The 1,085-nt window shown below is 45.8% G+C and carries 2 pseudogenes; both read right to left on the reverse strand.

The window, feature by feature from the left end:
- Positions 1–87: pseudogene (locus tag R7M72_RS25715) on the reverse strand (CG2 omega domain protein); the annotation flags it as partial.
- Between the two features lie 165 nt (positions 88–252).
- Positions 253–1,085: pseudogene (locus tag R7M72_RS25720) on the reverse strand (insulinase family protein); the annotation flags it as partial.

The raw sequence follows: 1,085 nt of genomic DNA on the forward strand, positions 1-1,085 counted from the left end.
CTCAAAATCGTCACCTTTTACTGTGATTTCTGCATGAGCGGATGCGAATGGTAATAATACTGCAGCAAGTAGTAATAGTTTCTTCATGAGTGCCTCATCTACATGTTTTTTGTGCGGTAATTAGAGCATAAGCGGCAATCGCGTAATTTCAATTTTCTGTTAAGACTATCCAAGTCGTATTAGTAAATTGATGGGGTTCTCACATATTTTACAGCTCGACTTCCGCCCATTTTATCCATTACGGTGCTGGTCTTAGCCCAGACCACAATCTTTTGGTCGTAACTGAAATTCTTCGATAGAGCCAATTTCTTGTCCTAAGTGAATTCGAGGAGCATCGACATGTGCTTGGCCTTGCGAGTGCATGACTAACCGGTTTGCTGTTCTCGGTTTCAGTTCGTTAACGACAAAGCGAATCATGTCTGCTCTTGTTAGCTTTTTGAGCTAGGCTAGTACTTTTTCGCGTTGATTAAACTCGGTATCTTTGTTGCCTATTGCGACCCACAAGCGTTGCGCTCGTCCACGTAAAGTCGTGTCTGGGGTTGCGATTTGGTTCCAAAGGCCACGCTTACTGCTGTGCCATTGGTAGTCGTTGAGCTCCAAAAGCACCATGTAAAATGCATTTAAAAATTCGTCGATAGAGGTGACCAATTCCGCAGGGGCTGCGTTTGGCGATTGCACATAAAGCACAATCCCCGGATGACGGTTCAGTGGCATGTTACCAGTGCCGACCATGTAGCCGAGTTGCTGCTTGGTGCGAATCTCATGAAAGAAGGTTGCCGACATGAGGTGATTGGCCAAAGAATAAAGTGCGATGCTGCGCGGTTCGATGTCTTCACACTGGTGGTAAATTACCACAGCTGAGTCTTGTTGATTACAATGCACTTCGCGCTGAAAACTGCCATTTTGACCGAGCATAATTAACGGACGCAGTGCTTCTTCGTAGCGCTGTTCTTTTACGCGCAAGGCATCTTTCAAGGTTGTTGCCATATCATGCGCTTGTTGACGTTGCCAGTCGCCATAAACGAACATTTCTACGTGGAGTTCCGCCAAAATCGACTCGACGAATGTCGACAGTTCATCGACTT

The sequence above is a fragment of the Vibrio sp. YT-18 genome, from assembly GCF_033337345.1.
Classification (GTDB): Bacteria; Pseudomonadota; Gammaproteobacteria; order Enterobacterales; family Vibrionaceae; genus Vibrio; species Vibrio alginolyticus.